Raw genomic sequence first — 25,179 nt, forward strand, 5'->3', positions numbered from 1 at the left:
GCAAATCGCGCTCCAGGACGCATCGATGATCAGGAAAGGCGACGACGGAGCTTCGGAAAGGCCGGGAACGCCGACGCTTCAGACCGTCGAACGCGCATTCACCTTCCTGGAGCACGTCGCCGCAAGCAGCGATCCACCGACGGTTCAGCAGGTCGCACAAGCCCTGAGGCTGAACATCACGACCTGCTACCATCTGATGCGGACGCTGGTTGCGCGCGGCTATCTGACCAGGCTGAGCAATGGCACGCTGGTCGTCGGCAACTCGATCGGGCCTTTGTACCGCGCCTATCGCTCAAGGCTGAACGAAACGCAGGAACTCTACGAGATCGTCCGCCAACTGGCCGAGAAGACGTCCGAGACGGCTTTCTTTTCCGCACCCGACGGCGACTCCGTGGTCCTGAAGATCCTGGTCGAGGGCAGCTTGCAGTCGCTCAGGGTCGGCGGTCTGTTCGTGGGTGTCACCGGCAACGAGCATCTGCGAGCATCCAGCCGCGCGATCCTTCCTTATCTCGAGCCGGCGCACCGCGATCGCATCGTCAAGAAGTGCTTTCGCGGCTTCACCGAAGAAGGCCGAGCGCGAGCGGCAAAGGGTTTGTCGGCCGCCATGGACGCAACGCGCCAGCGCGGCTGGGCCCTGGACGCCGAGGAGTCGCAGGTTGACGTCACCGGCGTGGCCGTTCCGATTTTCGACGACCGTCAGAATATCTACGGAGCGCTGGGCATCGTCGTGCCGACGACGCGCTGGAAACCTGCGCAGCGCGCGTTGGTCGATGCCGTGTCGAAGGCCGGCGATCGGGCCATCGAGCTCCTGACCTACGCCAAGATCGCCTGATAAGGGCCACGCGTCACGTGAGCCCGCGCGCGAGACCCGTCGGCGTGCCGCGAATGCCGCGCACCGACGGCAGTGCGCGCTCAGGCGGCTTGCCGGCTGGCAAGGAAATCCAGGATTCTCGGGACCACCTGGTCCGGCGCTTCCAGCATCGGGCTGTGGCCGATCTTCTCCAGCCGCACCAGCCGCGCGTTCGGCAGCCCCGCCACGACCTCGTCGGCCCATTCCGGCGGACGCGGCATATCCTCGGTGCCGGAGAACACCAGGGTCGGCGCCTGGATCTGCGGCAGCAAATTGACGGCGCTCTTTCGGTACAGCACGCCGCGGATCGCCGGCCAGAGCGACAGCGTGCCGGCTTCCATCCTGGCCCGCCAGTGATCGAGCACCGCGCGCTTCGACGCGCTGTTCCGCGAAGTCTCGCCGAACATCACGGCCATCAGCGTTTCGAGATTCTCGCCCTTGAAGCCGCCATCCCTCGTGGAAGCCTCCATCCAGGACTCGGCCCACGCCAATTGCTCAGGGGGCTCCCCCCGTGCCGATGACCCGAGCATCGTCAACGACGCCACCAGATCCGGGCGCTTGGCGGCTACGCGAAGCGCGACATCTCCGCCCATCGATTGCGCCACCACATGCACGGATGGCAGCCCGAGCTCGGCGATCAGCGCCTCGATATCCTCGGCACAAGCCTCCATCGTCACCGTCTCGTCGGTGCTCGGCGCACTCAGTCCCTGGCCACGGAAGTCGGGGCAAATCACCCGATAGCGTCCGCGCGCAGCGGCGACCAGGTCCGCGAACATCGTGCGGTCGAGCCACAGCGAATGCAGGCAGAGCACGGCTGGCAAATTGCTCTCACCGGTATCGTCGATCCAGAGGATGGTGTCGCGAATTCGAAGTCCGGTTGTCCGGCTCATGGTGTTCCTCCTGTGCAGGGAGCACGTGCCGTGCCCCAACGCCTTTGCGCGTTTTTCTGTCGTTGGCCTCGCGAGAGTAGGAAGCAAGCGCGCCTCATGTCAATATTTGAATATAATTTCAAATATTGAAATTCATATGCGTACAAAAGATATGATGCGACGCGCGGGATGCCCCGGTATTCGCTGACATGCTACGCTGAGGGCGATCGAGGTCCGGGATGAACAAAGCAATCTTCGGCAGACATGACGGCGTCTGGCTCAACGAGCCGGAGCACTGGACTGCGGACGGCGATAGCCTCCGTATCGTCACCGGCAATGCCAGCGATTTCTGGCGCGAGACGCATTACGGCTTCACCCGCGACAGCGGGCATTTCCTTGGCTTCCAGACCGCCGACGCCTTCACCGCGGAGCTGCGCGTCCAGGGCAATTTCACCGCACTCTACGATCAGGCCGGCATCATGGTGCGGGTCGACGCGCAGCACTGGGTCAAGGCCGGGATCGAGTTGTCCGACGGCCGTGCGATGCTGTCGAGCGTGCTGACCCACGGGCAATCGGATTGGACGACGGCCCCCTACGCGCACGATGCCGGCGACTTCCGGCTGCGCGCAACGGTTTCGAACGGCGTGCTGCGCCTGCAAGTCTCAACGGACGGCAAGCTTTGGCCGTTAATGCGGCTCGCGCCGTTTCCGAAGGTCAAATCCTATCTGGTGGGGCCGATGGCCTGCACGCCCGAGCGGGCCGGACTCGAGGTCAGCTTCTCCGCGTTCCAACTGACGCCACCGCTCGGCAAGGATCTGCACGATCTCACTTGAGGGACCATCTCGCTCTCTATCCGGGCTGACGGACTGTTGACCACGCGCGCTGGCCCATTAGTCTAGGCTGTCCGCGAGACATAGGCCTCACATCGAGAACGTCGATGGAAGCAGAGGTCTCGCCGATGTCTGCGATCAGACCAAACAAAGAATTCGGGACAAACGCACGGGGTCACCACTCAAGAGCAGCAGGAGGACATATGGTCCAAAAGCGCGACGTTCCCGGTATCCGCCCCTATGATGCTCCCGCCGGCGGCTGGGGTGCCCTCAAGGCCACCGCGATCGCGGTGCGCGATCAGATGGAACTGGTCGAGGCGCCGATCACGCTGCTGCGCACCAACAAGCCCGACGGGTTCGATTGCCCGGGCTGCGCCTGGCCCGACAAGGAGCACACCTCCACCTTCCAGTTCTGCGAAAACGGCGCCAAGGCCGTCACCTGGGAGGCGACCAGCAAGCGCGTCACGCCGGAGTTCTTCGCCGCCCATACCGTCACCGAGCTGCTCGGCTGGAGCGACTTCCATCTCGAGAACGAGGGCCGCCTCACCCACCCGCTCGCCTATGACGCCGCGAGCGACACCTACCAGCCGATCGACTGGGACGACGCGTTCGCGCGGATCGGCGAGACGCTGCGCGCGCTGCCCGATCCCGACATGGCCGAATTCTACACCTCGGGCCGCGCCTCGAACGAAGCCGCCTTCCTGTTCCAGATCTTCGCGCGCGAATACGGCAGCAACAATTTCCCCGATTGCTCGAACATGTGCCACGAGGCGACCAGTGTCGGCCTGCCGCAATCGATCGGCATCGGCAAGGGCACGGTGTCGCTGGACGATTTCGACCATTGCGAGCTGATCATCGCGATGGGCCACAATCCCGGCACCAACCATCCGCGCATGATGGGTACGCTGTGGGAGGTGTCGCGACGCGGCGTGCCGATCATCGTGTTCAATCCCTTGCGCGAGCGCGCGCTGGAGCGCTTTGCCGATCCGCAGGACCCGATCGAGATGGCGACGCTCGGATCGACCCGGATCGCCTCGACCTACTACCAGCCGAAGGTCGGCGCCGACGCCGCGGTGCTCAAGGGCATCATGAAGGCGCTGATCGAGATGGATGATGCGCGCCATGACGTGCTCGATCACGCCTTCATCGCCGAGCACACCAATGGGTACGAGGCGTTCGCCGCCGACCTGCGCGCGACGGCGTGGCCGTCGATCGAAACCGTCTCCGGCTTCAACCGCACCCAGCTCGGCGAGGTCGCCGCCGCCTATGCGAAATCCAACGCCACCATCATCACCTATGGCATGGGCATCACCCAGCACATGCGTGGCACCGACAATGTCCAGCAGATCGCAAACCTGCTGCTGTTGAAAGGCAATTACGGCAAGCCAGGCGCCGGCATCTGCCCGCTGCGCGGTCACTCCAACGTGCAGGGCAACCGCACCGTCGGCATCACCGAGAAGCCCAACATCCCGATGTTCGAAGGCATCGAGCGCACCTTCGGCTTCAAGCCGCCGCGCCATCACGGCCACGACGCGGTCGCGGCGATGGAGGCGATCGACGACGGGAAGTCAAAGGTGCTGATTTGTCTCGGCGGCAATTTTGCCATCGCGCTGCCCGATCCCGAGCGCTGCACCGCCGCCATGCGCAAGCTCGATCTCGCCGTGCATCTCGGCACCAAGCTGAACCGCTCGCATCTCCTGGTCGGCAAGCAATCGATCCTGTTGCCGGTGCTGGGACGCACCGAGCAGGATATCCAGGCGAGCGGGCCGCAGGTCGTCACCGTCGAGGATTCGATGTCGATGGTGCACGCCTCGCGCGGCAGGCTCAATCCGGCGTCCGAACATCTGCGTTCGGAATCGGCCATCGTGGCCGGCATGGCGATGGCGACCCTGCCGTCGAGCAAGGTGCCGTGGACCGAGCTGATCGCCGACTACGATCGCATCCGCGATGCCATCGAGGGCGTCTTCCCCGATTTCAAGGATTACAACACGCGGATCCGGACGCCCGGCGGCTTCCGGCTGCCGCTGCCGCCGACCGAGCGCAAATGGACCACCGCGTCCGGCAAGGCCGAATTCCTGATCTTCGACGGGCTCGAAGAGGACCCGGTGCTGGCGGACAGCACAGTGCTCAAGCTCGCCACCATCCGCAGCCACGATCAGTACAACACCACGATCTACGGGTTGGACGACCGCTACCGCGGCGTGTTCGGACGACGCGACGTGCTATTCACGAACGAGGCGGACCTCACCGCGCGCGGCCTGGCGCATGGCGATCTCGTCGAGATCGAGACCGCCTTGCCCTCGCCCGCACCGCGCCGTCTTACGCTCACCGCGATCGTCTACGACATCGCCCGCGGCTCGGTCGCCGCCTATTATCCCGAAGCCAATGGCCTGGTGCCACTCGACTATCAGGATAAGGAAAGCGGCACACCGTCGTACAAGTCGGTGCCGGTGCACATCCGAAAGGCGGCGCAGTAACCGCCACGGCCGCGTGACGGCGCGGACCGCTCAGGTCGAGACGGGTATCTCGATCGCCACCAGCGTGCCGCGACCGGGCTCGCTCTCCAGCGCGATCCGGCCGTTGAGTGACGAGACAACGGTGTTGAACGCGATGTGCAGGCCAAGGCCGATATTGCCTCGCTCTCGCCCGGTCGTGAAGAACGGATCGAACACGCGTGCCTGCAACGCCTCGGGGATGCCGACGCCCTGGTCGGCACAAGCGATCCGCGCCAGCGCCTGGTCCGGCTGGCTGACCGTCACGGTGAACCGCCCGCCTCCGCCATCGGGATAAGCATGCGCCGCCGCGTTGAACGCGAGACTGCTGATCACCTGGGCCAGCGCGCCGGGATAACTGTTGAGGATGATGCCCTGGGGGCATTCGACCTCGACGATCAATCCCTGACGGGACAGCAATGGCCCGAGCTTCGCGACCAGCTCGGACAACCAGCCGCCGAGCTCGAACGTATGCCGCTCCTCGTCGGCCTGATGGGTCGCGACCTGCTTGAAGCTGTGCACCATCTCGGAGGCCCGATGCAGGTTGTCCGAGGTCAGTCGAAGTCCCTGCTCGATCCGCGCAATGCCCTTGGTCAGATCCGATCGGCGGACGGCGGCGCTCTTCAGCGCCTCGTTCATCGCGCGAAGATCGGCTTCCATGGTCGTCGACGTGGTGAGCGCGAGGCCAAGCGGCGTGCTGACTTCATGCGCCACGCCGGCAACGAGTTGCCCGAGCGAGGCCAGCTTCTCGGCCTGCACGAGTTGCGATTGCGTCGCATGCAAATCGCGCAGCGAGGCTTCCGAGCGCTCCTTTTCCAGCCGCAAGGCCTGCGCGGTCCGAAACTGCTGGCGCGCGCGAAACTCACGGGCGGCGACGGCATAAAGCGACAGGGCATAAGCGTTGAGGACGAGGGAATGATTGATGAAGCGCAGCCCCGGCGGCAAAGCCGGGGCGAGCGATTCAGCGATGCACAGCGCAATCCATGCCGTGAGACAGAACACCGCCAGCGGACCGATCCGTAGCGGCAGCATGGTCGAGACGAACAGGATCACCATCATCACGCCAGGCGCCGCGTAGGTGAATCCCGAGGGCAAGACCAGATAGACGCTGGGCAGCACGCAACCCGGAATGACGCAATAGACCAGAAAGATCGTTTCGGCCCACGGCTTCATCGCCCGCATCCAGAGCAACGCGGTGAGCGGAAGCAGAACCAAGACTGCGGTTCCGCCGCGGATCGCCAGCGTGATCGGCAGGATTTCGGGATAGAGCACCCAATCCCAGAACGCATATCCGGCATAGGTGAACGCGCCGAGCAGCATCGCCACCTGCGTCCAGCCGATATTGCCCCGCACATATTGGTCCACGAACCGGCGCTCTTCGACGATGTCGTCGAAGCGCAGTCCAAGGCGGGTCAAAAGGCCGAGCATTCCGGGATCAAAATCGGTCGAGAAAATCTTGCATAGGGAAATTGCAGCGCAAAGAATGATCTACGACAGCTTGCCCACGCTGTCGCGCCCTTTTGGCGCATCCGCAGCCACGGCGCGGCATCGCGCCGCGCCCCCTTACCGCGCGTTGGCCGGCGCGTGGGTCGGCCACAGATCGGCCCGCCAGTGCAGCGCGATCGCGAGCATGGCGATGAAGCCGGCGGCGGCGAGCAAGGTGCCGGTCGCGGTGTAGCCGATCAGGTCGATCAGGCTGCCGGCGGCGAGCAGGCCGAGCGGCAGGCCGTAGATCACCATCATGCGCACGCCCATCACGCGGCCGCGCAGATGGGCGCTGGCGTTGCGCATCAGCATCACGGCGGCCGAGATCATCGACATGCTCTGTGCGATGCCGGCCAGCACCAGGCAGGCCATCGCCACCGGCATGGTCCTGAGCTCGACGAACACCAGCAGCATCGCGTACCAGGCGAGCGTCGCGCCGATCAAAAGCCGCGCGATGCGCACGCCGCCGGCCATGCTGAGCGTGATCGAGCCGATCAGCGAGCCGACCGCGAAGCTCGCGGAGAGATAGCCGAGCCCGGTCTGGTCGGTATGGAAGATGTTGCGCGCGACGTAAGGCAGCAGGCCGTTGGTCAGCGGAAACGCGGTCAGGTTGGCAAGGAACGCAACGCAGAGCGCAGCACGCATGCCGGGCCCGCTCCAGGCGTAGACGATGCCTTCCTTCAGGTCGCGCAGCAGTTTTGAGCCGGGCAGATCGATATCAGCCTGATCGGCCGTGCTGTGCGTCTTGGCTGGACGCTCCATGCACAGCATCAGGATGGCGGCGACGAAGTAGAAGCAGGCGATCCCGACATAGACGTAACCGATGCCGAGCGCCGCGAACAATCCCGCCCCGGTCAATGCGCCGGCGATGCGCGCCGAATCCTGCGTGGTGCGCGCCAGGCTGATGGCGCCGACCAGTTGCTGCGGCGGCATGATGTCGGCGAGCAGCGCGCCGCGCACGCCGAGGTCCGACGGACGGATCACGCCCATCATCGCGACGATGATCATGACGTTGAGCGGCGCGAGATGTCCTGATAGCGCCATTGTCATGATGGTGCCGGCGAGCGCCGTATAGGCGAAGCGCATCACCGCCAGCAAATCGCGATGCCCCATGCGGTCGCCGATCATGCCGACGACCGGCGCAACCAGCGTGCCGACATATTGCAGCGAGGCGAGCACGGTCAGCAGCAGCACCGACCCGGTCTCGACCATGATGTACCAGCCGAGCACCAGCGTCTCGACCTCGAACGCCCAGGAGGTGAGCAGGTCCGACGGCCATTGAAAGCGATAGCTGCGAATCCGGAATGGCGCGAGCGCGGAGGTCCGCGTGGTCCCGCTCAAGACGCGATGACGCGTGTCACGGCGTGTCCTGCCCTTTGCTTGTTTCGTCCGGGGCCTGGTTGTTCTGGGTCTTGATTCTCTTGGCAAAATACCCCGGTTCCGGCAGCGTAGCGCCGACAGCATCGGTGTCAATCGAAGCCGCCGCATGCCGCCATGCGCGACGGCGTGCTGCACCGCCCGGCTAGTTTCGCCCGGCGTGCGCGACCGCCGGATCGGCGGACGCAAGCTGCCTGATCGCATCGATCAGCGCAGCGTTGAAGGCGGCGGGATCCTCGATCTGCGGAATGTGCCCGACATCCTGCATCACCTTGAGCGACGCCTGCGGGATCAGCGCGCGGAGATCGTTGGCCTGGGCGAGCGGCGTGACGTCATCACGATCGCCCCAGATCATCGCCACCGGCACCTTGATCTTCGATACCTCGTCGCGCGAGGCACTCAGCGCCGCGCGATCCGAGCCGGTGAAATACAGCAGCCAGTCCGCGATATGGGATGTCGTCCCGGTGACGCGCATCGGCGCCTTGAGGATGTCGAGCGTCTCACCGCTCGCAGCATCCTTGCGGTAGATCAGCTTGGAGAGCAGGAAGCGCGTCGCCAGCGGATCGGTCGCCGTCGCCGCCACCGCGAGCTCGCGCAGCGGACGATAGGCGAGCAGCGCCGGCGGATCGGACGGCGGCTGCGTCAGCCCGAGCGCCGCGTCCACCAGCACGAGCCCGATCGCGCGATCCGGATGGCGCAGGACATATTCCAGCGCCGCGCCTGCGCCAAAGGAATGACCGACGATGACGGCGCGGCCCGCCCCCAGCGCCGTCATCATGCCGTCGATGCGGGCGGCCTGCTCGGCGCGGGTGTAGCCGCCTTGCCGCTCGGAATAGCCGAACGGCGGCAGGTCGGGTACGATCGGCCGGTAGCCATCGGCCTTGAGCGCCGCCGTCGTGCGCCACCACAATTTGCTCCAGGCCGCGGTGCCATGAAACAGCACCACCGGAATGCCGCCCGGCGGCGCCGGATCCATCACGAACAGGCGTCCGTGGCCGCTGTCGACAAACTTGCCGTCGGCAGGCGCCGCCGCGGCTGCGCTCTCCGTTTCCCTGAGATGCGCAGCCAGCCGCAGCGCGCCCAGTCCAACGGCGAGCACGCCGATGAGGCCGGTCACGACCACGACCGCACCGATCGCGAAGCGGCGGATCCATCGCGTCATCGCCGGCCACACCCGGCGGTCAGCACCGGCCAGACCAGCCACGCGCCACGGCTGTAGAGCGATTTGACGGTGTCCTCGTCGGCCGTCCGCATCGCGAGGAAGCCGCGGCCGGAGGCAAGCAGATCGCCGTCGGCGCCGGCCAGCCGGCCCGGATCGCCGAACGCGACCACGACGGTGGGAGTCACGACGAGCGCGGCCGCGGCCATCCCGACGAACCACACCACCAGCACCGCGGCGGCGCCGCCGGCGAAGCGAAGCAAGCGACGCCTTGCCTGAGCAATCCTTGCCTCAGCAGTCCTTGCCTCAGTAGTCGTAGGCATGTTCGAACCTGGCGCCGAGCGCCTCGACGGTGGCCGGAAACGCGGCCACCGTGGCGACCTCGGTATCATAGCCCACTCTGCGCCAACCGGGCATCGATTGCACGTCGGTCTCGAAGATCGGCCTGGCGCCGCCGACCTGCGGGAGCTGGCCCGCGGGAACCAGCACCGTCGTCAGGATCCTGGTGTTGCCCGCGATCTCGCCGAACGACAGCCCCTTGGCGCCGATCTCCCTGATGATGCCGGTGAACTCGCGATAGCGCGGCGTGATCATCAGCACGCCCTGCCGGCCGTCGGCCGCGCGCACCTCGCGCACCGGGCGGATCCGGCTATCCGGCGGCAGCGCCTGCGCCGACGGCGCCAGCACGACGCTGCCGATCTCGAGATCGGCGGGAGACAATCCCGCGAGCGCGCCGATCGCCTTCGCGTAGAGCGATTTGACGCCATATTGCAGCGACAGCGAAAACCGCCGCTCCACCGAACGCAGCGACGGCTCGAACGGCACGTCGTGCCAGAGCGCCGACAATTTGTCGGCGAACGGATAGCGATACCACGGCGTCTGCTCGAGGAACTTGGCGTAGTCGTCGAGCAGCGCCTGGTTGAACTCGTCCTCTTTGGTGCGCGTGGACCCGCGCCACGCCACGGTGAGCGCGCCGATGGTGCGCTCATAGAGCCCCTGCACCGCCATCTCGGCGGTGAAACTGGTTCCGATGATGTAGTCGGTGATCATCTGGTCCGGCGTGGCGGGCCGGGCCGACGACGAGGAGCGCCTCGCGCCGCAGAGGCTGGACCAGAAGCCCCTGACGCTGCGGTAGTAGTCGAACGAGGATTCCGAGGCCGCGCGGGTCACGCCGGCGAGATCGGAATAGGCATAGACGATGTACCACTCCGGATAGGTCAGGAACGTATCGCCTTCCGCCCGCGCGTATTTGGCATCGTCGACACCGAAGGCCGCGGTGGCGGGCGCCAGGGAATCGTCCGGCGTGCAGGCGTATTGGACGTAGCCGATCTGCGCCGCGCAGCCCGCGACGAACACGACAACGGCGACACCGATGACGGCCGCGATCCGCCGAAACCATTTCATGCCAGCCGGCTCCGCGCCGAAAATCCGGTCACGATGCCGAAGGCGCCGAGCGCGAGATGCGGCACGCTCGAGGCCACCTTCACGAAGGTCGAGGTCGAGCGGACGCCGTCGATGAAGATGCTGAGATCAAGATAGCCGGAGCCGGTGAACACGCCCATCACGCCGTCGAGGAAATACAGCGTGCCGAACACTTTCAGGAAGAAGATCGACGCCTGCCGCGAAATCGCTGCTGCCGCGATCGCCCAGGCCGCGGAGGCCAGATGCAGCGCATCCTTGTAGATATCGAGATGGAACAGGCCGAACACCCGTCCTTCGGTGTCGATGAAGGCCGGGATGTAGTCGGTCGCCGCAGCAAACAGCAATGCGGCGCCGAGCAGCGCGGCGGCCAGACGAGAGCGATCCATGATCCTGCGCTCCTTCAAGCGAAATAGACGTCCCACATCATGTTGCGGAACACCAGTGACGGGTCGAGCCGGCGCTTGGCGGCGACGAATTGCTCGGTACGCGGATAGATCGAGCGCACCTGGTCGCGCCGGGCATGCAGCCGGTATGGCAGATAGAACGCGCCGCCGAGATCCTTGACGCCTTCGATCAGGGCTTCGGTCATCCGCATCATGTCGACCTCGCCCTCCGGGCTGATCTCCTGCGAGAACGACATCACCGCCGCGATCCGCTTCTGCGGCGCATAGGCCAGCACCGCGACCGGATCGGCATCGACATAACGCAAGGTCACGTTGAGAAATTCCGACTTCGCCTTCGGGATCACTGCGCGGCAGAGATTGACGAAGCCGTTGAAGCGATCCGGCGGGACGAAATATTCATGCAGGATGTCGGTCCGCGTGCCGTCTCCCGACGCCAGATTGACCACCGGCTCGACCATCAGCGTGTTGCGGGTGGCGGCGCCGGCGATCGACGGGCTGACCGAGGCTTCCATGAACCAGCGGAAATTCTTCGCCCATTCACGCCCGGTTTGCAGCCGATAGACGTCGCGGGAGAATCCGGTCAGCGCGCCATGGTCGACCACGGCGGGAAGCGGCGACGGCTGCGTGGCGGCTGCCCGATAGGTGATCATCAGGGCCTCGTCGAACAGGCTCTCGCGCGCGACCGAAAGCCTGCCATAGGCCATCCGCACCGCGGGATCGTTCTCGACCGCGTTGACGAAAGCATCGGCGAATTGCGATGGCTGCATCCTCGTATAGGTCGGCTGCATCAGCGCATTCGGCACCATGTCGAGCTCGAGCTCGACGATGGCCCCGAACAGGCCGTAGCCGCCCATCGCGAGCGCGAACAGCTCCGGTTCCTTGGTCCGCGAGCACTCGACCAATTGTCCGTCGGACATAACGATCTTCACCGCGCGCACCGTAGCGCCAAACGGACCGTAGCGCGTCGGCCAGCCATGCGAATTGACGCAGAATGTCGAGCCGACGCCAAAATCGCTGTTGGACTGCATCACCGCCGGCGAGAAGCCCTGCGCATCGAGCGCGCGGATCACCTCGAACCAGCGCATCCCCGCCCCGACGCGATAGGTCATGTTGGCGCGATCGGTCTCGATGTGCCCGCCGGTCAGGGTGATCGCGACCCCGTCGCGCGGAATCGACTGGCCGCCCATCGAGTGGCGCGCCACACCGATGGCGAACGGACGTCCCTCGGTCCTGGCCGCGGCGATCTCCTGCCGGATCGTGCCGACGATGTCGTCGGCGGGCGCGGCCTTGAGCGCGACGTGGCGCGCCACCGATGTCGGATTGAGCCGGCTGGCGTCGTTGATGATGGGCCTCGGAGTGAACTCGGCGTGCGCCGGTACTCCCGAAGCCAGCACCGTTGCTAGTCCTCCCTTGAGGACGGATCGTCGCGATAGCGTCACAAGAAATTCCTCAAACGACTCGTCTGGCGAATGTTACCGGAAAAATCCTCCCGACAACGGACTGGCGTTCTCGCGAATCACAAGCCCATGCGCGGCACCGCGCGTCGCAACATGAGGTGGGTTGGTATGAACGCCAGCAGCGGCAGGCCGATCATCAGGCCGGCGAGCCACACCAGCGGCGGCACGAAGTCTTGCGGCGCACTGTCGCTCATGCCGAACACATAGTTGATGTTGACCGGGGTCATGCCCGGGTCCGGCCGCGGTCCCGGCATCACGAAGTAGCAGATCAACAGCAGCGCCCAGGCCAATGCGCTCCAGGCGATCAGCGCGCGCTGATCATAGCCAAGCCGCCAGACCAGGAACAGCAGCAGGAACGGCAGCCAGCCGTGAAAGCCCGACAGGAACCGGAGGAACAGCGAGAGGTCCTGATCGAACATGTAATTCGTCATTCCGGTCAGCGAGACACCGGCGGCATGCGCCAGAAAGTCGACCACCCAGAAGGTTTGCGGCACCAGCAGGCCGACGGCACACATCGAAATCAACAGCGCGCTCTCGGTCCAGACCCCGATCAAGGTGAGGATCAGGGAGACGTCGCAGAAATAGAGAAAATTGGTCGGCCCGTACCAGTAGGTATAGACCGGCACCAAAACAGCCATGAAGGCGCTGAAGCCGATCTTGACGGAGAGCGGAATGCGCGTGGGCGACTGCTCGACAGCGATAACGGACATTGCGGCGGGAACTTTCCATTGCACAACCGGCGATGCTTAGCACCCGGCCGGTAAACGGCCTCACCAGCTCGCAACCCTGGATTACCGGCGTGCGAGAATTCGGTTAACGCAAACCGAGCGTGCACCATACAGTTTTAGCTACGGCTGTGTGCGCCTTTGGGGTAGCATGCCCGTTCCAAAGCTGCGGAGCAGCCCATGACGGCCTTCGGAGTTTTCGCAATCTATGTGACGCCGTTCGTGATCATCGGGATCGCAATCAAACTGCTGATGAAGCGTTGCGCCATCGATCTGCCCGAGGTGCAGAACCAGGCAGGCCCGGCGCCGAAGCGACGATTTCTGCTCGGCGCCTGGCGATCGGATTAGGCCATGTAGGCCGATCGCTTCAGGCCGGCCCGGTTTACAAGGCTGCGGCCACGGCGTAGCGCTTCATCGTTGAACTTTGTCTTGTGGACCGCCCCTGAGGAGGGAATAACCCCGTGCCCAGCCCGGAAAACCTTCCAATCGACCAGATCTACGTTCCCCTGAAGAAAAGGGAAACCCTCAGGCCCGAGGTCGTCGAAGAGATCGCCGCGAGTATCCTGGAAATTGGACAACAAATCCCGATTCTCGTTCGACCAGATGAGAGCAGGCTCGTGTTGCTCGAGGGATTGCATCGGCTCGAGGCCTGCAAGGCGCTCGGCGAGACGACGATCATCGGAGTCCGGGGTTCAGCGGAGGTCCACCCCAAGGCGTTGTTGTCCGACTCGGCAGTGATCGAGGCTGAGCGTGACAAGATGGCGCGATTGAGGAAGCTGCGTCTTGAAAAGGAAGCTGCCGAGAGATCGACCACGGCCGCGGCCACAATCGCGGAATCCAAGTCGGCCGAGCCTCGGCCAGCCCGTTCCGGCAAGAGCATCGGACGGGGATCATCGGGCGGACAAGGATCGAAAACGAAAACCCTGTCGGAATGGATCACGCAACAGAAGCGCGACGGTGGTCGCTATTGACTGCCGGCTCGGCCGCCAAAGCAGCAGCCGCGAAAGCCAACCTACGCGCCATCACTCCTCCTGCTCGACGCCTGGCAGTCGGCGTAGATGGATGCCTCAACCACGACCGCACCCGGTCAGGCGCGCCCGCAGGCAGGAGACCGCCTCGGCCAGTGCAAGGTCGGCCTGCACGCCGTCGCGCTGGCGCAGGCTCACCCGCCCTTCCCGCATCTCGCGCCCGCCGACGATCGCCATGACCGGCACCGCCATATCACGCGCCGCCACGATGCGCCGCGACAACGTGTCGGCGCTGCCATAGGCGACGGCGCGAATACCGGCACCTTCGAATGCCGCCAGCACGTCCCGGCCATATCCGGCCTGCTCCTGCGAGATCGGGGCGACCGCAACCTGGTCCGGTGCGAGCCAGAATGGCAGCACGCCGCCATAGTGCTCGAGGAGGATCGCGATCATGCGGCCGAGTGATCCGAAGATCGCATGGTGGATCATCAGCGGCGTTGCACGGCTGCCGTCGGGCGCGATGTAAGACGCCCCGAGCCGTTGCGGCAACACGCCGTCGATCTGCACCGTTCCGCATTGCCACGACCGCCCGAGCCGGTCGCGTAGCGCGAATTCCAGCTTCGGCCCGTAGAATGCGCCCTCGCCGGGATTGATCCGAGGCACGAGGCCACAGCGCCGCGCGGCATCGCCGAGCTTCGCCTCCGACCAGTCCCACGTCGCGTCGTCCCCGGCGCGCAGCGCAGGCCGCGTCGCCAGCGCCACCTCATAGTCGGGGAAGCCGAGCTCGCGGTAGACCTCGTCGAGCAAGGCGATGAAGCGCGCGACCTCGTCCTCCACGTCCTGCTCGCGACAGAACACATGCGCATCATCCTGCTCGAAGCCGCGCGTCCGCATGATGCCGTGCAGCGAACCGGACGGCTCGTTGCGGTGGCAGGCGCCGAATTCGGCATAGCGGATCGGCAGCTCGCGCCATGAGCGCAGCCCCTTGTTGAAGATCTGCACATGGCAGGGACACGACATCGGCTTCAGCGCCATCGTCGCCTCGCCATCGTCGATCCGGAACATGTGCGCGCCGAACTTGTCCCAGTGACCGCTGCGGCTCCACAGCGCCTGAGGCAGCACTTGCGGCGTGCGGACCTCGGCATAGCCGGCGCGACGCATCCTGCGTCGGACATAGTCTTCCAGCACCCGGTACAGCGCGGTGCCGCGCGGATGCCAGAACACCATGCCGGGCGCATCGTCCTGCAGGTGCCAGAGCTTCAATTGCACGCCGAGATGTCTGTGATCGAGTTCGTCCATGGCTATGTTCCTTGTCAGGGACAGAGCGCGGACGGGATCATCAGAAACAGAAAGGCCCCGTCCGTCGCCGGCGGGGCCTTTTCTGGGTGAAGGACGCTTCTCTCTAGCGCGCGCAACCAGCAGGCGATCCGCCGTAAGCGGTCGCGGTGGTGGTCGATGCGGCTGAGAAAAGCTTGTTCATGCCCGGTGTATGGCCGGAAAATGCGCGGGCGTCAATGCGGGCGACGTGTAGTCTCGCGTCGTCCCGGCGAAGCCCGGGACTCATAACCACAAATGGTTGTTGGTGCGCGATGTCGGAACGACGAGTCCCAACCACGACATCCGCCGCGGCGTATGGGTCCCTGCTTTCGCAGTGACGACATGCGGGAAGAGTTGAGCACACTCCGATATCATTGCTCGGCTTGCCGACTCCGCCAAAACTCCGGCGTCCACGCACCCGCGCTCATTCATCCGAACACGACATTTTGTCATGACCGCCGCAGTTGCATTTTTTGCGCCGCATCATATGATACATATAATTCTATAAGATTCCCGCATTGAACGGAGTTCCGCCATGGCAACCAGCGTCGATCCCGTCGTCATCCTATCCGCCGCCCGCACCCCGCTCGGTCGCTTCATGGGCGACCTTACTTCGCTGCCGGCGCACAAGCTCGGCTCGCATGTGATAGGCGCGGCACTCGAACGCGCGAAACTCGCGCCCGAAAGGATCGACGAGGTGTTCATGGGCAACGTGCTGCCGGCCGGCCAGGGCCAGGCTCCGGCCCGCCAGGCCGCGCGCGGCGCCAGACTGCCGGATGCCACCGGCGCCACCACCGTCAACAAGGTCTGCGGGTCCGGCATGAAGGCGACCATGCTCGCCCACGACATCATCAAGGCCGGCTCGGCCGAGATCGTGCTGTCCGGCGGCATGGAGAGCATGAGCAATGCGCCGTATCTGTTGCAGAAGGCGCGCGGCGGCTACCGCGCCGGGCACGACCGCATCATCGATCACATGATGATGGATGGGCTCGAGGACGCCTATGAGACCGGCCGCTCGATGGGCGATTTCGGCGAGGCGACGGCGGAGGCGTATCAGTTCACCCGCGCCGACCAGGACGCGTTCGCGATGGAAACGCTGAGCCGCGCCCGCAAGGCAGTCGAGAGCGGCGCCTTCAAGGCCGAGATCGCGCCGATCACGTTGAGCGAGAAGGCCGGTCCGCGCATCATCGCCAATGACGAGCACCCGCTGAAGGTCGATCCCGCAAAGATCCCCGGCCTGAAGCCGGCGTTCCGCGCCAACGGCACCATTACCCCGGCCGCCTCCTCGGCCAATGCCGACGGCGCCGCGGCGCTGATCCTGGCCAAGCGCTCGCTCGCCGACCGCGACGGGCTGCCGGTGCTGGCCGAGATCAAGGGCCATGCCACCCACAGCCAGGAGCCGCAGTGGTTCACGACGGCGCCGATCCCTGCAATCCGCAAGCTGCTCGACAAAGTCGGCTGGAACGTCGGCGATGTCGACCTGTTCGAGATCAACGAGGCATTCGCGGTGGTCGCGATGGCGGCACAGCGCGACCTCGGCATCCCCAGAGACCGGCTCAACATCAATGGTGGCGCCTGCGCGCTCGGCCATCCGATCGGCGCCACCGGCGCGCGGCTGATCGTGACGTTGCTGCACGCGCTGGAAGCGCAGAACCTGAAGCGCGGCGTCGCGGCGCTGTGCATCGGCGGCGGCGAAGCCACCGCGATCGCGGTGGAGCGGGTCACGCACTGAGGCTCGAGCCGCGTCATTTGCGAGGAGCGCTAGCGACGAAGCAATCCACATATCCGCATATGCGGATCGATGGATTGCTTCCGCCTTCGCCAAGGCTCCGGCGGACAAGTCGCTTCGCTCGCAACGACGCGCAGAGGTGCCGGCCTCTCCGAGAGGCCCGTCGAGACGCGACGCGACCGTTCAGCTCAATGTCCGAAAATGAGGGAACTTTGCCATTTTAGACATAGCTACCCCGTGCCATATTGCGCATCGTCGATAAAACCTCATTGCATTTGATCTGGAACCCAATGATCTCGAACTCGCTTGCCGCTGCCCTCGCCCGCCGCAACATCCACTACGGTTGGGTGATGGTCGGGGTGACATTCTTTGCCGCGCTGATCTCGGCCGGCACCGTCGGTGCGCCCGGCGTCTTCATCGTGCCATTGCAGAATGAGTTCGGCTGGTCGACCGCGGAAATCTCCTCGGCGCTGTCGATCCGCTTCATCCTGTTCGGGCTGATGGCGCCGTTCGCCGCCGCGCTGATGAACCGCTACGGGCTGCGCAACGTCACGCTCGCCGCGCAATTGATCGTGGTCTCCGGACTGTTGGCGTCGCTCGCCATGACGCAGGTCTGGCAGCTCATCCTGCTGTGGGGCGTCGTGATCGGGATCGGCACCGGCATGACGGCGTTGGTGCTCGGCGCGACGATCGCCTCGCGCTGGTTCGTGGCGCGGCGCGGCCTCGTGATCGGCATCATGACCGCCAGCGTCGCGACCGGGCAACTCGCTTTCCTGCCGCTGCTTGCGACCATCACCGAGCGTTACGGCTGGCGCATCGCGCTGGGCGCGGTCTGCATCGTGCTCGGCGTCGCCGCATTCGCCGTGCTGATGCTGATGCGCGACCGGCCGGGCGACGTCGGCCTGCGCCCGTTCGGCGACGACGGCACCGCGCCCCTGCCCGCGCCGCCGCCGGCCAACGCGCCGATCATGGCGGCCGCGCTCGGCACGCTGCGCGACTCCTCCAAATCGTCGGTGTTCTGGATCCTGTTCGCGACCTTCTTCGTCTGCGGCGCCTCGACCAACGGCCTCGTCCAGGTTCACCTGATCCCGATGTGCCTGGATTACGGCATCCCGCAGGTGCAGGCCGCAAGCCTGCTCGCGGCGATGGGCATCTTCGACTTCTTCGGCACCATCATTTCCGGCTGGCTGTCGGATCGCTACGACAATCGCAAGCTGCTGTTCTGGTACTACGGCCTGCGCGGCCTGTCGCTGCTGTACCTGCCCTACTCCGATTTCACGTTCTACGGGCTGTCGCTGTTTGCGATGTTCTACGGCCTCGACTGGATCGCGACCGTGCCGCCGACGGTTCGCCTCACCGCGCAGCGGTTCGGCGCCGAGCGGGCCAACCTGGTGTTCGGCTGGATCTTCGCCGGCCATCAGCTCGGTGCCGGTGCCGCCGCGTTCGGCGCCGGAGTATCGCGCACACTCTATGCGAGCTATCTGCCGGCGTTCTTCATTGCCGGCGCACTCTGCGTCGTTGCGGCGTTGTCCGTGCTGGCGATCGCGCGGCCGCAACCAAAGCCTGCGGCCGAGCCGAAACCGGCTGCGGCCTGAGCGGCCGCGCCCGTTCTCCGGCCCTGTCGGCAGCCTGCCGCTACTCGGCGGCGAGACCGGTCGGCGCGGCGGCCTCCGCGGCTTCCTTGTTGTAGTCGTGCACGACGCGGCCGAACGGCAGCGTCAGGTCGGCGATGTAGTGATGCGCGCCGACCACGCGCTTGACCGGGAAATCCGCAACCGGCGCGTTGACATGCGGCACCAGATGCAGCCGGCCAGGCCCGATCCACGAGCCCTTGACGACGATGTCGGTCAGGTTGATCGCGACCAGCTGGCAGACCTCGAGATGGCCATCGACGCCGGGGATCATCTTGAGATTGACCTGGGTCTTCGACAGCGTAGCGCGGGTGACGTCTCCATTACCCGCCATGCTCTCGTGCTTGTAACCCATCGTGCCCATCGCAACGAGCTGGCCGGCATATTCCAGCGTGCCGGTCAGCGTGTCCTTGACGATCTCGAGCTTGGGATGGGCGTACTTCTTCGGAAAGCCCCAGATCTCGCGCCCGGCCGCGATCGGCGGATCATCGTCGAGATACATCTGGCAGACGAAGTTGACCTCTTCGCCGTGCAGGCGCGCGGGGATCACGAGGCCGGATTCGGTGTAGCTGCCGAAGCCGGAGCTGTCGGGCATCTTGATCCATTCGTAATGCACGATCGCCTGCTCGATCGGCTCCAGCGGCTCAGGCAGGCCGGCGCGGATCAGCTCCGGATCGGTCTCGTAGGTGATGACAAGGAATTCGCGATCGATGAAGCGATACGGACCGGCAGGATAGCTCGGGCCGGCGGCCGGCATCGACGGAAGCTTGAGCAGATCTTCCCTGCGCATCGCAATAACCCCCTGTTTGCAAATATCGCCCGGAGGCTATCGGCCGAGATTGACAGCGATGTGAGGGATTTCCGTCAGGCGCGTGACCTCGGTTGCGCTGGTGTGATCCGCGTCGCGCGGCGGAGCCCATTGCTAACCATGCAGGCAGGGCATGGCGGATGCGCGGCGCACGGGCGCCGGGCTTGTCATCACGGCGTCATCGGCACGCTGAATTCTCGCCGCGCATTTTGGAGGGCCTGATATGGATGCGCGATCCCCTCGCCTTGACGATATCGATCATGCGACGCCGGGCTGGCGCCCCGAGGGTTGCGATCGCGTGGCCCTGGTGCTGCAAGGCGGCGGCGCGCTCGGCGCCTATCAGGCCGGCGTCTATCAGGCGCTGCACGAATCCAACATCGAGCCCGACTGGGTCTGCGGCGTCTCGATCGGCGCGATCAACTCGGCGATCATCGCCGGCAACCCGCCGGAAAAGCGGCTGGAGCGGCTGCACATTTTCTGGGACCGCATCACCAGCCGCAAGATCTGGCACTACACGCCGGACGGCGACATCTTCCGCAAGGCGCGCAACCTCACCAGCTCATGGATGACGACGACGCTCGGGCAGCCCGGCTTCTTCACCCCGCATCAGACCAATCCGTGGTTCAGCCCGGCGGGCGCGCGCACCGCCACCAGCTATTACGACACCACGCCGTTGCGTGACTCGCTGCTCGAGCTGGTCGACTTCGATCGCATCAATTCCAAGAAGATGCGCTTCGCGGTCGGCGCGGTGAACGTGCTGTCGGGCAACTTCATCTATTTCGACAACGCCCATGACGAGATCATCCCCGAGCACATCATGGCGAGCGGCGCGCTGCCGCCGGCGCTGCCGATGGTCAAGGTCGGCACCGATCATTTCTGGGACGGCGGCATCGTCTCCAACACGCCGCTACAGCATCTGCTCGACCAGGAGGACAACGCCAACTCGCTGGTGTTCCAGGTCGACCTGTTCTCGGCCCGCGGCGCGCTGCCGCGCGACATCCAGGACGTGATGGCCCGCCACAAGGACATCATGTATTCGTCGCGCACCCGCTACAACACCGACGTCTACCGCAAGACCTACAATCTGCGCACCGCCCTGCACAACGCGCTGGGAAAAATCCCCGACGATCAGCTCTCGGAAGAAGAACGCCAGCTCAAGAAGGCGAACAGCCGACTGCCCGGGATCACGCTGTTGCAGCTGATCTACCAGCAGAAGGCCTATGAGGGCGACGCCAAGGACCACGAGTTCTCCGGCACCTCGATGCGCGAGCACTGGGCCAGCGGACACGAGGACACCAAGCGCTCGCTGAAGCGGCGCGAATGGATCAAGATGCCGGAGAACGGCATGGGCATCGTGATCCACGACGTGCATCGCGAAGCGGAGTAGTAGGGGTCGTCTCTTCTGCCGTCATTGCGAGCGCAGCGAAGCAATCCATGTCACCGCTTGCGGAGATATGGATTGCTTCGTCGCTGCGCTCCTCGCAATGACGGCTGGATGCGCCTTACGGCCGGGTCGACATGTTGCTCGGCGGTCCGGCCTTGCGGATCGGCTCGGCAAGGCGCGCGAACTCGCAGAGCAGCGAGCGCGTCTTGCGCGGATCGATCACCTCCTCGACCCAGAACTTCTCGGCCGAGCGGAACGGCGAGCGCAGCTTGTTGAGGCGGTCCTCGATCTCGCGCAGCTTGGCGGCGGGATCGGCGGCCGCGTCGATCTCGGCGCGATAGGCCGCCTCGATGCCGCCCTCGAGCGGCAGCGAGCCCCAATAGGCCGACGGCCAGGCATAGCGCATCGAGAAGCGGTTGGCCGGCTGATGCACCACGCCGGCGACGCCGAACGCGTTGCGGATGATGATGGTGCACCATGGCACCGTGCTCTGGTTGACCGCGGCCATCGCCCGCACGCCGTGGCGGATGGTCGCCGACTTCTCCGCCTCGAGCCCGATCATGAAACCGGGGCAGTCCATCAGATAGACCACCGGCAGATGGAAGGTCTCGGCGAAGTCGACCCAGCGCACCACCTTGGCGCAGGCATCCGCGGTCCACGAGCCGCCATAGTGGAACGGATCGCTGGCGAGCAGCAGCACCGCCCTGCCCTCGATCCGCGCCAGTCCGGTGATGACCGGGCGGCCGAAATTGCTCGCGACCTCGAAGAACGAGCCCTTGTCGACCACCGCATCGATGATCGGCCGCATCTTGTAGACCTGCTTGCGATTGCGCGGCACCGCCGTAAGCAACGACTCCTCGGCGCGCTCCGGATCGTCGGTGCAGGGAATGGTCGGCGGCAGATCGTAGACCGACGACGGCAGATAGGACAGGAAGCGCCGCGCATGGTCGAACGCCTCCTCCTCGGTCTCGACGGCCTGGTCGATCGCGCCGGCGCGGGTCTGGATGTCGGCGCCGCCGAGCTCCTGCTTGGTCAGATCCTGACCCAGCCGCTTCACCACCGGCGGGCCGGCGACGAACATCGCGGAGCTCTTGGTCATGATCGAGTAATGCGTCGCCGCGAGCCGCGCGGCGCCAAGGCCCGCGACCGAGCCGAGGCCGAGACCGACCACCGGCACGCGCGCCAGGTTGGCGGTCGTGTACCAGTACCAACGCGTGCCGCCGACGCCGCCGGGCAGGTTGGCGGCGCCCCTGGTCTCGATCGTCTTGACCGAGCCGCCGCCGCCGGAGCCTTCGATCACGCGGACGATCGGCAGTCGGAAGTCGTGCGCCATCTCCTCCGCCATCAGCGGCTTGGCGGAGATCGACGCATCGGCCGAGCCGCCACGCACGGTGAAATCGTCGCCGACCACCACCACGGTGCGGCCGTCGACCCTGGCGCGGCCGAACACGCAGTTCGCCGGCGTCAGATGCTTGAGTTCGTTGCTCTCGTCATATTCGGCGATGCCGGAGATCGCACCGACCTCGTGGAAGCTGCTGTTGTCGACGAGCTTGTCGATGCGCTCGCGAACGGTGAGCCGACCCTGGTCGCGTTGCCGCTTGACCTTGTCAACGCCTCCCATCTCCCGCGCGAACGCTTCGCGCCGGGCGAGGTCGTCGAGTTCCGGCTTCCAGTTCATTCAGTGCCTCCGTCTTGATGATCTTGTTGTTATGGGCCGTCACCGGAAGCGACTTGCGTTCGATCCGATTGCTGAAGATGTCGCCGTCGGCGCCCTCGAGCAGGCTGCCGAGCGCGGCGGCGAGGTCGACCATCTGCGGCGCGACCTCGCGGTGCAGCCGCGCCTCGTCGTACATCGCCGAGAGCAGGCCGATCGTGGCGACCACGTAGGTCTGATACTGCGGTGACCACACCGGCACCGCGACGCCGTTGATGTGCGGGCTCCACAGGCCGCAGGCGACCACGTAGCCGTGCTCCTGAAGGTGACGGCGGTTGGCCTCGATGCGCGGCGTCAGCATCTTGGCGCCGTCGGGCAACTCGCCTTCCATCTCCGCGATCAGCGCATCGCCAACCGTGGGATCGAGCGCTGCGGTGTAGGCGTGGCCGGCGGCGGTGGTCGCCATCGAGATGCGACTGCCGGTGGCCTCATGCAGGCCGAGCGCGTTGGCGGCGCGGGCGAACTCCAGATAGACCAGCTGAAAGCGATCGGGGATGACGAAGCCGACCGTGCCGGGCAGTTGATCGGCGACATCCTGCAAGCGCAGCCGGATCAGGTTGCGAAGCTGCAACCCCTTCATCATCGAGGTGCTCATCGCGACAGCGCTCGGACCGATCCGATACTTCTGGTCGCGCGGCAGATAGACCAGCTGGCCCATCCGCGTCAGCGTGTGCGTCAAGCGCGACACCGTCGAACGCGGCAGGCCGCAGCGGTTCGAGATTTCGAGATTGCCGAGCCGGGCCTCGTGCCCCTCGAAGCACCGCAGCACATCGAAGGCGCGCGACACCACCTGGATGACATCGCCATCGCCTGTCTCGCTGGCGAGCATTCCCTGCCGGCTGAGCCGTTCCGAGCGCCTTCCCATCTTGTTTTTCTCCATTCCGCTTGACGGAATAAAATTCCACTTGCAGAAGAAACTACCTCAGGCAATCTGCCGCCACAACAAAAAGCCGTTCGCCGGATGAAATTTCCGCAAGACGGTATCGGAGAATGGAATGCCAGAGATCAAGGTCGTGACCGAAGTTGCCGGACGCGTTTGCGCGCTTCCCGTTGAAGCCGGCAGCAAGGTCGGCAGCGGCGACGAGATTGCGTTCGTCGAAGCGATGAAGATGGAAATCCCGGTCACATCGACCGCAGCAGGCAAAATCAAGTCGATTCTGGTCAAGATCGACGATGTCATCGCCGAGGGCCAGGCGGTCGCGATCGTCGAGACCTGAGATCCCGCCCTTTCGGCCCAGCCGCGACAATCTGTCCGGTGATGCAACGCCCGAAATCGCCAAGTTGCGCCTGACGTAGCGTTGCCATCGCCGGATCGCGATGCAATCATCCCGCCCGCAAAAGTTTCGCACAGCGAAACAATGGGAGGAATAATGATCCATCGGCTGATGGCGCTCGCGCCTGCCGCTCTTGCCGGCATTTCACTCGTCGCTGCCCTGCCCGCCTCGGCCGAGGACATCAAGCTGCCGCCGACCATGGCGGTGACCGCCTATGACACCGGCACCGCCGGCTTCAACATCGCGGTCGGCGTCGGCAAGATGATGAAGGACAAATACGGCACCGACGTCCGCGTGCTGCCGGCCGGCAACGACGTCGCCCGTCTCGCCCCGCTGCGCGCCAAGCGCGCGATCTCCTCGGCGATGGGATCCGGCACCTATTTCGCGCAGGAAGGCGTGTTCGAGTTCGGCGCCAGGGAATGGGGCCCGCAGCCGTTGCAACTGCTGCTGTCGTCGGTCGACTGCAATTGCGGCGCGCTCGGCGTCGCAGCGGATGCCGGCGTCAAGGAAATGAAGGATCTGCGCGGCAAGCGCGTCGGCTTCGTGGTCGGCTCGCCGGCGCTGAACCAGAACGCGCTCGCGATGCTTGCGTTCGGCGGTCTCACCGAGAAGGACGTCAAGATCGTCGAGTTCGCAAGCTATGGCGCGATGTGGAAGGGCCTGATCAACAACGACGCCGACGCTGCCTTCGGCACCACCATCACCGGTCCCGCCAAGGAAGCCGAGACCTCGCCGCGCGGATTGATGTGGCCGCCGCTGCCGGCCAACGACAAGGAAGGCTGGGCGCGGGTGAAGAAGGTCGGCTCTTTCTTCTTCCCGCAAACCGCGACCTGCGGCGCCGGCATCACGCCGGACAAGCCGATCCAGCTCGGCAACTACCCCTACCCGATCTTCGTCGCCTACGCCGCGCAGCCGGCCGACCAGATCTACGCGATCACCAAGGCGATGATCGTCAATTACGACGCCTACAAGGACTCGGCGCCCGGGGCCGCCGGCCTCGGCGCCGACCGCCAGACCAGGAACTGGGTCGTTCCCGTGCATCCCGGCGCGGTCAAGGCGCTCAAGGAAGCCGGCCATTGGAGCGACGAGCAGGAGGCGCACAACAACGCGCTTTACAAGCGGCAGCAGGTGCTGGCCACAGCCTGGACCGACTACGGCAAGTCGAACCCGCCCGCGGACGACAAGGCCTTTCTCGACGGCTGGATGAAGGCACGCGCCACCGCGCTCGCCAAGGCCGACCTGCCCAACGGCTTCGAGTAACACCTGACGAGCCTGCGGCCCAAA

The 25,179-nt window shown here is 65.4% G+C and carries 23 protein-coding genes; 10 read left to right on the top strand and 13 right to left on the bottom strand.

Annotated features, from left to right (window positions below; genetic code table 11):
* Positions 1-25 precede the first annotated feature (25 nt).
* A complete protein-coding gene (locus tag CWS35_RS27740; RefSeq protein WP_024582145.1) occupies positions 26-832 on the top strand; it encodes an IclR family transcriptional regulator in 807 nt (268 codons plus the stop codon).
* A gap of 80 nt (positions 833-912) precedes the next feature.
* On the opposite strand, the gene CWS35_RS27745 is transcribed toward CWS35_RS27740, so the two are convergent.
* Positions 913-1,740 carry an alpha/beta fold hydrolase gene (locus CWS35_RS27745; RefSeq protein WP_024582146.1) on the bottom strand — a complete coding sequence of 276 codons (828 nt, stop codon included), beginning with the start codon at positions 1,738-1,740 and terminating at the stop codon, positions 913-915.
* A 218-nt stretch (positions 1,741-1,958) separates the two neighbouring features.
* Here CWS35_RS27745 and CWS35_RS27750 point away from each other — a divergent pair, with 218 nt between their 5' ends.
* Positions 1,959-2,552 carry a DUF1349 domain-containing protein gene (locus CWS35_RS27750; RefSeq protein ID WP_029879328.1) on the top strand — a complete coding sequence of 198 codons (594 nt, stop codon included), beginning with the start codon at positions 1,959-1,961 and terminating at the stop codon, positions 2,550-2,552.
* Positions 2,553-2,752: 200 nt separating this feature from the next.
* Positions 2,753-5,026, top strand: coding sequence for an FdhF/YdeP family oxidoreductase (locus tag CWS35_RS27755; RefSeq protein WP_100954894.1), 2,274 nt, complete (start codon positions 2,753-2,755; stop codon positions 5,024-5,026).
* Between the two features lie 30 nt (positions 5,027-5,056).
* Here CWS35_RS27755 and CWS35_RS27760 read toward each other — a convergent pair whose 3' ends face one another.
* From CWS35_RS27760 to CWS35_RS27795, 8 genes are all read right to left on the bottom strand, one after another.
* A complete protein-coding gene (locus CWS35_RS27760; protein ID WP_100954895.1) occupies positions 5,057-6,469 on the bottom strand; it encodes a sensor histidine kinase in 1,413 nt (470 codons plus the stop codon).
* Between the two features lie 135 nt (positions 6,470-6,604).
* The gene (locus CWS35_RS27765; protein ID WP_100954896.1) at positions 6,605-7,867 is read right to left on the bottom strand and encodes an MFS transporter; all 1,263 of its coding nucleotides are present in this window, start codon (positions 7,865-7,867) and stop codon (positions 6,605-6,607) included.
* A gap of 181 nt (positions 7,868-8,048) precedes the next feature.
* Entirely contained in the window at positions 8,049-9,065 is a 1,017-nt protein-coding gene (locus CWS35_RS27770; protein ID WP_157817243.1) for an alpha/beta fold hydrolase, read from the bottom strand.
* Positions 9,062-9,325, bottom strand: coding sequence for a hypothetical protein (locus CWS35_RS27775; RefSeq protein WP_244468645.1), 264 nt, complete (start codon positions 9,323-9,325; stop codon positions 9,062-9,064). Before CWS35_RS27775 ends, CWS35_RS27770 begins: the two co-directional genes overlap by 4 nt.
* A 43-nt stretch (positions 9,326-9,368) precedes the next feature.
* Complete coding sequence (locus CWS35_RS39135) at positions 9,369-10,466, bottom strand: hypothetical protein (protein ID WP_024582153.1); 1,098 nt, start codon at positions 10,464-10,466, stop codon at positions 9,369-9,371.
* Entirely contained in the window at positions 10,463-10,870 is a 408-nt protein-coding gene (locus CWS35_RS27785; RefSeq protein WP_035636128.1) for a membrane protein, read from the bottom strand. Before CWS35_RS27785 ends, CWS35_RS39135 begins: the two co-directional genes overlap by 4 nt.
* A 14-nt stretch (positions 10,871-10,884) precedes the next feature.
* The gene (locus CWS35_RS27790) at positions 10,885-12,282 is read right to left on the bottom strand and encodes an FAD-binding protein (protein ID WP_245438702.1); all 1,398 of its coding nucleotides are present in this window, start codon (positions 12,280-12,282) and stop codon (positions 10,885-10,887) included.
* Between the two features lie 122 nt (positions 12,283-12,404).
* Positions 12,405-13,055, bottom strand: a complete 651-nt coding sequence (locus tag CWS35_RS27795; RefSeq protein ID WP_100954899.1) for a hypothetical protein — start codon at positions 13,053-13,055, stop codon at positions 12,405-12,407.
* 195 nt (positions 13,056-13,250) lie between these two features.
* Between CWS35_RS27795 and CWS35_RS39675 the strand changes: the two genes are divergently transcribed.
* Both CWS35_RS39675 and CWS35_RS27800 read left to right on the top strand, forming a co-directional pair.
* Positions 13,251-13,418, top strand: a complete 168-nt coding sequence (locus CWS35_RS39675; protein WP_168226383.1) for a hypothetical protein — start codon at positions 13,251-13,253, stop codon at positions 13,416-13,418.
* Positions 13,419-13,531: 113 nt separating this feature from the next.
* Positions 13,532-14,041 (top strand): ParB N-terminal domain-containing protein, encoded by a 510-nt coding sequence (locus CWS35_RS27800; protein ID WP_100954900.1) that lies wholly within the window; start codon positions 13,532-13,534, stop codon positions 14,039-14,041.
* Positions 14,042-14,137: 96 nt separating this feature from the next.
* Here CWS35_RS27800 and thrS read toward each other — a convergent pair whose 3' ends face one another.
* Complete coding sequence (thrS, locus tag CWS35_RS27805) at positions 14,138-15,337, bottom strand: threonine--tRNA ligase (protein WP_100954901.1); 1,200 nt, start codon at positions 15,335-15,337, stop codon at positions 14,138-14,140.
* 553 nt (positions 15,338-15,890) lie between these two features.
* On the opposite strand from thrS, the gene CWS35_RS27810 reads away from it, so the two are divergent.
* Positions 15,891-17,087, top strand: a complete 1,197-nt coding sequence (locus CWS35_RS27810; protein WP_024582159.1) for an acetyl-CoA C-acyltransferase — start codon at positions 15,891-15,893, stop codon at positions 17,085-17,087.
* A 287-nt stretch (positions 17,088-17,374) separates the two neighbouring features.
* Positions 17,375-18,679: an MFS transporter gene (locus CWS35_RS27815; RefSeq protein ID WP_024582160.1), complete on the top strand. Its 1,305-nt coding sequence runs from the start codon at positions 17,375-17,377 to the stop codon at positions 18,677-18,679.
* A 40-nt stretch (positions 18,680-18,719) separates the two neighbouring features.
* Here CWS35_RS27815 and CWS35_RS27820 read toward each other — a convergent pair whose 3' ends face one another.
* On the bottom strand, positions 18,720-19,505 hold the full coding sequence (locus CWS35_RS27820; protein WP_024582161.1) for an acetoacetate decarboxylase: 786 nt from the start codon (positions 19,503-19,505) through the stop codon (positions 18,720-18,722).
* 241 nt (positions 19,506-19,746) lie between these two features.
* Here CWS35_RS27820 and CWS35_RS27825 point away from each other — a divergent pair, with 241 nt between their 5' ends.
* Positions 19,747-20,910, top strand: a complete 1,164-nt coding sequence (locus tag CWS35_RS27825; protein ID WP_024582162.1) for a patatin-like phospholipase family protein — start codon at positions 19,747-19,749, stop codon at positions 20,908-20,910.
* A 115-nt stretch (positions 20,911-21,025) separates the two neighbouring features.
* On the opposite strand, the gene CWS35_RS27830 is transcribed toward CWS35_RS27825, so the two are convergent.
* Positions 21,026-22,585: an acyl-CoA carboxylase subunit beta gene (locus CWS35_RS27830; RefSeq protein ID WP_024582163.1), complete on the bottom strand. Its 1,560-nt coding sequence runs from the start codon at positions 22,583-22,585 to the stop codon at positions 21,026-21,028.
* The gene (locus CWS35_RS27835; RefSeq protein ID WP_100956721.1) at positions 22,515-23,486 is read right to left on the bottom strand and encodes an IclR family transcriptional regulator; all 972 of its coding nucleotides are present in this window, start codon (positions 23,484-23,486) and stop codon (positions 22,515-22,517) included. Before CWS35_RS27835 ends, CWS35_RS27830 begins: the two co-directional genes overlap by 71 nt.
* Before the next feature lie 130 nt (positions 23,487-23,616).
* Between CWS35_RS27835 and CWS35_RS27840 the strand changes: the two genes are divergently transcribed.
* Both CWS35_RS27840 and CWS35_RS27845 read left to right on the top strand, forming a co-directional pair.
* Positions 23,617-23,838: an acetyl-CoA carboxylase biotin carboxyl carrier protein subunit gene (locus CWS35_RS27840; RefSeq protein WP_100954902.1), complete on the top strand. Its 222-nt coding sequence runs from the start codon at positions 23,617-23,619 to the stop codon at positions 23,836-23,838.
* A 153-nt stretch (positions 23,839-23,991) separates the two neighbouring features.
* Positions 23,992-25,155 (top strand): TAXI family TRAP transporter solute-binding subunit, encoded by a 1,164-nt coding sequence (locus tag CWS35_RS27845; protein ID WP_100954903.1) that lies wholly within the window; start codon positions 23,992-23,994, stop codon positions 25,153-25,155.
* The last annotated feature ends 24 nt before the right edge of the window (positions 25,156-25,179 follow it).

This window comes from Bradyrhizobium sp. SK17, from assembly GCF_002831585.1.
Taxonomy (GTDB): domain Bacteria; phylum Pseudomonadota; class Alphaproteobacteria; order Rhizobiales; family Xanthobacteraceae; genus Bradyrhizobium.